Consider the following 6,000-nt stretch of genomic DNA (forward strand, 5'->3'; position numbering starts at 1 on the left):
TGATGCTACGTGGCAACGCTCGAATTTTGGGGCGTGTTCGCCACAGGGGAAACATGGCCGCACCCGGGAATAAGTTCGCTCAACCCGTCCGCCGGCCCCAGGACCGCGGCGGAGACCACATCCGGGGCTTCCCCAATCAGGCGCCGCTTCGGCCGGCACCCCCGCGAGCCGGCCGGCCGCCGTCGTTCTTCACCGCGAAAGTGGTGACTGCCTACCGGAAACGCCCAGTCGACTCCAAGGCTTCCCCGGAATAGTGGTGCACAACACCGTTATCCCGACGAGCCGAGCAGTTAAATGACAATACCCCGGCCGTAGGGCCGGGGTATTGATACTTGGTGTCAGGAATTGGCCTTCTGGTAGGCTTCCTGAATTTCGGCCTGAATGCGGCCACGGCTGTTTACGGTATAACCGTTCTCGCGCGCCCATTGACGGATCTGTGCCGAGTCCTGGTTTCTCCCTGCGGCAACGCGGCTACGCGTTGCACGGCCGGTCGATGTCTTGCGTGCCTTGGCTACAAATGGCCCCAGAGCGTCCCGCAGCTTCGCAGCGTTGGCACTGGACAGGTCCATTTCGTAACTGACTCCATCAAGGCCAAAGCGGACAGTTTCATCCGCAGAGCCCTCATCCAGGTCGTCAACGAGGATAATTTTGACTTTCTGTGCCATGAAAAGACTCTCTTTTGGAGGGGTCGGATATGCAGAATAGCTAGACTACTAATTAAAGATTATCGTCCAGCGCATGGCACCCCGTCAAAGGCTCCGTCAAAGGCACTATTAAATCTTCGGGAGCGGCCCCGAGAAAGAGCTATTTGGCAGGTGTTGAGCCGTCGCCCGCAGGCTTGGCAATTCCGAATCCGGCTTCTTCCTGGGCGCGGGCTTCTGCTTGGCGCTCTGATTTGTCCGCGTTGAAGATAGCCTTCATGGCAAACCAAAAGAGAAGTCCGACAACAACGGACGGTGCAAGAACGGCAATGTATTCCATGGTCAGTGCCCTTCGGGCTTGAGGAGTGGGAACAAGATGGTTTCCCGGATGCCTGCTCCGGTGAACAGCATGACCAAGCGGTCGATGCCTAGGCCGATGCCGCCCATGGGCGGAGCACCGTACTCGAGGGCGCGCAGGAAGTCTTCATCCAACTGCATTGCCTCGACGTCGCCGGCGGCCGAACGACGCGACTGCTCCGTGAGGCGTTCGCGCTGGATGACGGGGTCGATCAGCTCGGAGAAGGCCGTGCCGCGTTCCATGCCGCCAATGATGAGGTCCCAGGCCTCGATCAGGCGGCCGTCCTCCCGGTGCGGGCGGGCAAGGGGCTGCGCGGAGGGTGGGTAGTTGTAGACGAAGGTCGGGTTGAGCAGGGTCGGCTCGACGATCTCGCCAAACAGTTCCACGACAAGCTTCTCGGCGTCCCACTTCGGATCCACCTTGACCTCGTGCTTGGCGGCAATGGCCTGCAGTTCCGCCACCGTGGTGTCGGGGGTGATCTCTTCCCCGATCGCCTCGGAGAGCCCCGGGTAGACAGCAACCCAGGCCCATTCGCCGTCGAGGTCGATCTCTCCGGCGTCAGTCTGGATGGTGCGGGTGCCCACGACGTCGGCGACGTTCAGGATGATTTCCTTCATGCGTTCGGCCATGACGAACTGGTCCGCCCACGCCTCGTAGCATTCCAAGGTAGTGAATTCAGGGCTGTGCGTGGAGTCGACGCCTTCGTTGCGGAACACGCGGCCCATGTCGTAAACGCGATCGATTCCGCCCACCACGGCACGCTTGAGGAAGAGCTCTGTGGCGATGCGCAACGTCATCTTCTGGTCGAAGGCATTCATGTGCGTCTCGAACGGCCGGGCCGTGGCACCACCGTGGACGAGCTGCAGGATGGGGGTCTCCACCTCCACATAGCCCCGGCGGTCCAAAGTGTCGCGAACCGAGCGGGTAATCGCCGCGCGGGTGTAGACCATTTCCCGGGCTTCGTCACGGACCATCAGGTCCACATAGCGCTGCCTGACACGGGTTTCCTCATTCAGCTCGGCGTGCAGCACCGGCAACGGGCGCAAGGCCTTGGAGGCCATGGACCAGGAATCAGCCATGACAGAGAGCTCGCCACGCCTGGAGGAAATGACTTCGCCCTTGATGAAAACGTGGTCTCCGAGGTCCACCAGCGCTTTCCAGTCCGCGAGGGTTTCCTCGCCGACGTTCGCCAGGCTGAGCATCGCCTGCAGGCGCACGCCCTTCCCGTCCACACCGCCCTCCTGGAGGGTAGCGAAGCAGAGCTTGCCGGTGTTGCGCACGAACACCACGCGGCCGGTGATGCCCACGATGTCGCCAGTGGTTTCGTCAGCCTCGAGATGTGCGTACTTCTCGCGGATCTCGGCAAGGGAATGCGTCCGCTCAACACCCACCGGGTAGGCCTCGGTGCCGCGCTCAATCAGCTTGCTGCGCTTTTCCATGCGGATGCGCATCTGCTCGCTGGCGTCGGCAGGCTCGGCGGCGGTGTGCGGGGATGGGGTGTTTGCGGAAGTCACAATCCACAAGTTTACCGGGGATTCCTTGGAGTTCCCTATCTTCCCCTCCCGCCCCCGCGGCAACATAGACTCGGGCTGTGGAGACATGGACAGTTGAAACGGACGACGACGGCGGGCACCTCGAGGTGCACTCCTTCCGGTCGGCGGCTGAGGCGTCCATTCCGGGCGCGTCGGGCGCTACGGAGGAGCCCGGCGTCGTGCTCGTTCACGGCACCTTGGTGACCGACTCCCTCTACTGGCCATTCGCCCGGAACCTGAGCGTCCTGCTAGGCCGGCCGGTGCATTCCTACAATCGGCGCGGCCGCGGCCGATCGGCGCCGCAGCCGCCCGGCTACTCCGCCGCAACGGAGACCAGCGACTTGCTTTCCGTGATGGAAGCGAGCGGATCCACCGATGTTGTCGGGCACAGCTATGGCGGATTCGTCGCGCTCCAGGCCGCGCTGCGCGCCCCCATTTCCCGCCTCGTCACTTACGACGCCGCGGTTTCCCTCTCCGGCAACTTGAACGGGCGCTGGCGGCCGCAATTGGAAGAGGCCGTCACCGCCGGCCAGCTCGACAACGCATGGGCGCATTTGGTCCAGGGGCTTGGCACGGCCGGCCCGATTTCCTATTTGCCGCTCGGGGCACTGCGGGTGCTCAGCATCCTCTCCGCGAAGACGAGGTTGGGTTCCGAGATGAGGGGATTGCTGCCGACGGCGGTTTTGGAGATGCGGGCGATCATTGACGCCGACTCGCACATCCAAGACTATGCGGAGTTGAAGACGCCAACCCTGATGCTCAGCGGCGGGTGGAGCCCGGCGTACTTTGCCGAAACCGGCCGGCAGCTTGCGGCCGCCATTCCTCGGGTGGACTTTGCGGTAGTTCCATTGCAGTTCCACGAGGGTCCCCTCCGGCCGGGCAAACAGCTCGCTGTGAGAATTGCCCGCTACCTGGCGCGGGGGACGGCGAAGGCGCCGTCCCCCTAGGATGAAGCGGTGAGAGAACGTGAGGTCCCGACGCCCGACGGCGGCAAGCTCGCCTTGTACAGTTACGGCTCGGTGGACGCGCCCGGAGAACGCCGCGTGGTGCTCATTGGGGGCGCATTCCTGACCGCGCTCATCTACCGGCCCTTTTCCATGGCGCTATCGAAGGGACTCGGCGAGGGCTGGGCAGTCGACGTCTACGATCGCAGGGGTCGCGGCAGCTCTTCGGAACTACCCGCGAACTACTCGATGGCCACGGAGATAGCGGACGTCCGCAGCATTTTGGACGCCACCGGCGCCAGGAACCTCCTCGGCCACAGCCTTGGCGGATCCGTGGCATTGAATGCCGTCCAGGAGTTTGCGGGAACAAGCTACGAGCCGGACAAACTGGCTGTGTATGACGCGGCCGTGAACATCGACGGGAGCGTGGACACGGGCTGGCTGGACGGCTTTGCCCAATCCGTGGACAGCGGGAATGTGGGGCGCGCCATGGCCAGGATGAAGCGGGGAATGCAGCCTGGCACCGCTTTGGCGCGAATCCCGGAGCCCATCCTGGCGGGACTCATGGCCCTTGTTTCCCGCACCAAGGTCAACAAGGTCCTCAGGGGACTCATGCCAACGGGCGTGGCCGAACTCAAGGCCGCCTACGACGAAGCCGCGCATCCCCGGGACTTCTCGGTGCTCCCCCGGAGCACGCGATTCATCGTGGGTAGCAAAAGCCCCGAATACTACAAGGTCACCGCAGAGCGGCTGTACGCAGCTGTCCCGGGAAGCACGCTGGTGGTATCGCCGAAAGGCTTCCACGGATCCATTCCTGCCGCGGTCAAGGAACTCGTGACGGATATTTCCAGCTATTTCAAGGACTGACGGAACCCCGCGGCTCCGTTAGGCTCGAAGCATGACGCGCGAGAACATCACAACGGCCGACGGCGGAACCCTCGAGCTCTTCACGACGGGCGGTGAGCTTGCCAACGGCGGCTCAGGCGTCGTCGTCGTGCCCGCCTCCATGGTGACCGCCGCAGACTATTCCAAGTTCGCCCAGAAACTCAGCGCCGCCTTGCGCCGCCCGGTCCACACCTTCAACCGCCGGGGCCGTGGTGAGTCATCGCCCCAGCCCGAGGACTACACCCTCGACGTCGATATCCGGGATCTTTCCGAAGTCATGAAGCACACGGCCAGCACCGACGTCTTCGGCCACAGCTTCGGAGGCGCCGTGGCCCTGCACGCGGCGCGTACGCTGCCGGTGGAACGCCTGGCGGTCTACGACCCCGCTGTCTCCGTCAACCACAGCGTGAAGGCGGACTGGACGGGCGAATACGAACGCGCGACGGCGGCTGGAGACTTTGACCGCGGGCTTGCTGTGCTCGTGAAGGGCGTCGAAACAGAGGGCGCCTTCGCGCGGATGCCGCTGTCGATGCTGACGCTCGTTACGAAGCTGACCTCAGGCACCCCCATGGGCAAACAAATGCGGGAGCTCATGCAGGCCGGCGTGCGTGAGATCAAGGCAGTCATCGCCGCGGACATGCCCGCAGAGCCTTTCCTTGAGCTGCCGCTGGAGACGCTAATTGTGGTCGGGGAAAAGAGCCCCGCCTACTTCGGTGTGGCGTGTGGCCAGATCCACGACGTCCTGTCCGGATCGAGTTACACCATCCTGCCCGGCCACGGCCATGATGGTGTGATCCGCGCACCGGACAAGCTCATCGCCGAGCTCTCCGACTTCTTCTCGGGGTAGACGCTCGCTCACATATAGGGGGTTTTGAGCGGACGCCCGCTCACATGTGGCGGCTCCCGGCGGGACGCCCGCTCACATATAGGGGTTCCTGGGCGGACGCCCGCTCACATCATGTGGGCGGGGGTCCGGGGAAACCGGGTCATTTGTGAGCGGGGGTTAGCTCGTGTGCCGTGTGTTGGGGTGTTTTAAGGGCTCGAACCGCGTCCAGGCCTTGGATTCGGGGTCCTGGAAGTAGCGCACGGACCGGAACCGGTGCTCATCGATGCCCAGCATTCTTGGACTCAGCTGGTCAACATCCGGAAGGGTGAGGAAGCAGGCTTCATTGAGCGCGACACGGACCATCCACCAAGACACCGCGAACGCGGCAGCAGTCTCCGAGACGGCCCGGCCCGAACGGATGACCGCACCCACGAGCTGGTCCCGGAGCCGGCCGGTCGAGCGGGCACGCCGCGGGACCTGGGCAGTGGACTCAAAGAACGAGAGCCTCTCGCACGCCGGTGGAAATGACACGGTAATCGGGCAGGTTGAAGATGCTGGTGGCAGCCTCAGCTGCGACCCCGGTAGGCTCGTTCAAGGCTCGTGGTCCTGTTCCAGGTTGAATGCTTAGACACACTCATCCCAGCAGGGCCACGGGCCCCCTTGTCTTCAACGACACGAACTCATTTCCCCACCAACCACGAAGAGCCGTTTTAAGTGGGTCAGGCCCCGACACGGTGTGTCGGGGCCTGGCCGGTGAATGGTTGTCCGGCGGTGTCCTACTCTCCCACACCCTCCCGGGTGCAGTACCATCGGC

The 6,000-nt window shown here is 63.6% G+C and carries 7 protein-coding genes; 3 read left to right on the forward strand and 4 right to left on the reverse strand.

Features of this window, described 5'->3' with window-relative positions; all coding sequences use genetic code 11:
• Nucleotides 1-338: 338 nt before the first annotated feature.
• From AB4068_RS14960 to lysS, 3 genes are all read right to left on the reverse strand, one after another.
• Nucleotides 339-665 carry a histone-like nucleoid-structuring protein Lsr2 gene (locus tag AB4068_RS14960; protein WP_059390281.1) on the reverse strand — a complete coding sequence of 109 codons (327 nt, stop codon included), beginning with the start codon at nt 663-665 and terminating at the stop codon, nt 339-341.
• 139 nt (nt 666-804) lie between these two features.
• Entirely contained in the window at nt 805-981 is a 177-nt protein-coding gene (locus tag AB4068_RS14965; RefSeq protein ID WP_172465751.1) for a hypothetical protein, read from the reverse strand.
• A 2-nt stretch (nt 982-983) separates the two neighbouring features.
• The gene (lysS, locus tag AB4068_RS14970) at nt 984-2,513 is read right to left on the reverse strand and encodes a lysine--tRNA ligase (protein WP_284990899.1); all 1,530 of its coding nucleotides are present in this window, start codon (nt 2,511-2,513) and stop codon (nt 984-986) included.
• 77 nt (nt 2,514-2,590) lie between these two features.
• Between lysS and AB4068_RS14975 the strand changes: the two genes are divergently transcribed.
• The 3 genes from AB4068_RS14975 to AB4068_RS14985 are packed head-to-tail and all read left to right on the forward strand — an operon-like array spanning nt 2,591 to nt 5,207.
• The gene (locus tag AB4068_RS14975; protein ID WP_441433765.1) at nt 2,591-3,478 is read left to right on the forward strand and encodes an alpha/beta fold hydrolase; all 888 of its coding nucleotides are present in this window, start codon (nt 2,591-2,593) and stop codon (nt 3,476-3,478) included.
• A gap of 9 nt (nt 3,479-3,487) precedes the next feature.
• On the forward strand, nt 3,488-4,342 hold the full coding sequence (locus AB4068_RS14980) for an alpha/beta fold hydrolase (protein WP_307053801.1): 855 nt from the start codon (nt 3,488-3,490) through the stop codon (nt 4,340-4,342).
• A gap of 31 nt (nt 4,343-4,373) precedes the next feature.
• A complete protein-coding gene (locus AB4068_RS14985) occupies nt 4,374-5,207 on the forward strand; it encodes an alpha/beta fold hydrolase (RefSeq protein ID WP_284990902.1) in 834 nt (277 codons plus the stop codon).
• A gap of 156 nt (nt 5,208-5,363) precedes the next feature.
• On the opposite strand, the gene AB4068_RS14990 is transcribed toward AB4068_RS14985, so the two are convergent.
• Nucleotides 5,364-5,717, reverse strand: a complete 354-nt coding sequence (locus AB4068_RS14990) for a hypothetical protein (protein WP_441433766.1) — start codon at nt 5,715-5,717, stop codon at nt 5,364-5,366.
• Nucleotides 5,718-6,000 lie beyond the last annotated feature (283 nt).

Origin of the sequence: Arthrobacter sp. 2RAF22 (genome assembly GCF_052115325.1) — a bacterium.
Lineage (GTDB): Bacteria > Actinomycetota > Actinomycetes > Actinomycetales > Micrococcaceae > Arthrobacter.

Bases quoted from the DNA above. Each gene is read 5' to 3' on its own strand.
- AB4068_RS14960 (WP_059390281.1), bottom strand. From the start codon at position 665: ATGGCACAGAAAGTCAAAATTATCCTCGTTGACGACCTGGATGAGGGC.
- AB4068_RS14965 (WP_172465751.1), bottom strand. From the start codon at position 981: ATGGAATACATTGCCGTTCTTGCACCGTCCGTTGTTGTCGGACTTCTC.
- AB4068_RS14985 (WP_284990902.1), top strand. From the start codon at position 4,374: ATGACGCGCGAGAACATCACAACGGCCGACGGCGGAACCCTCGAGCTC.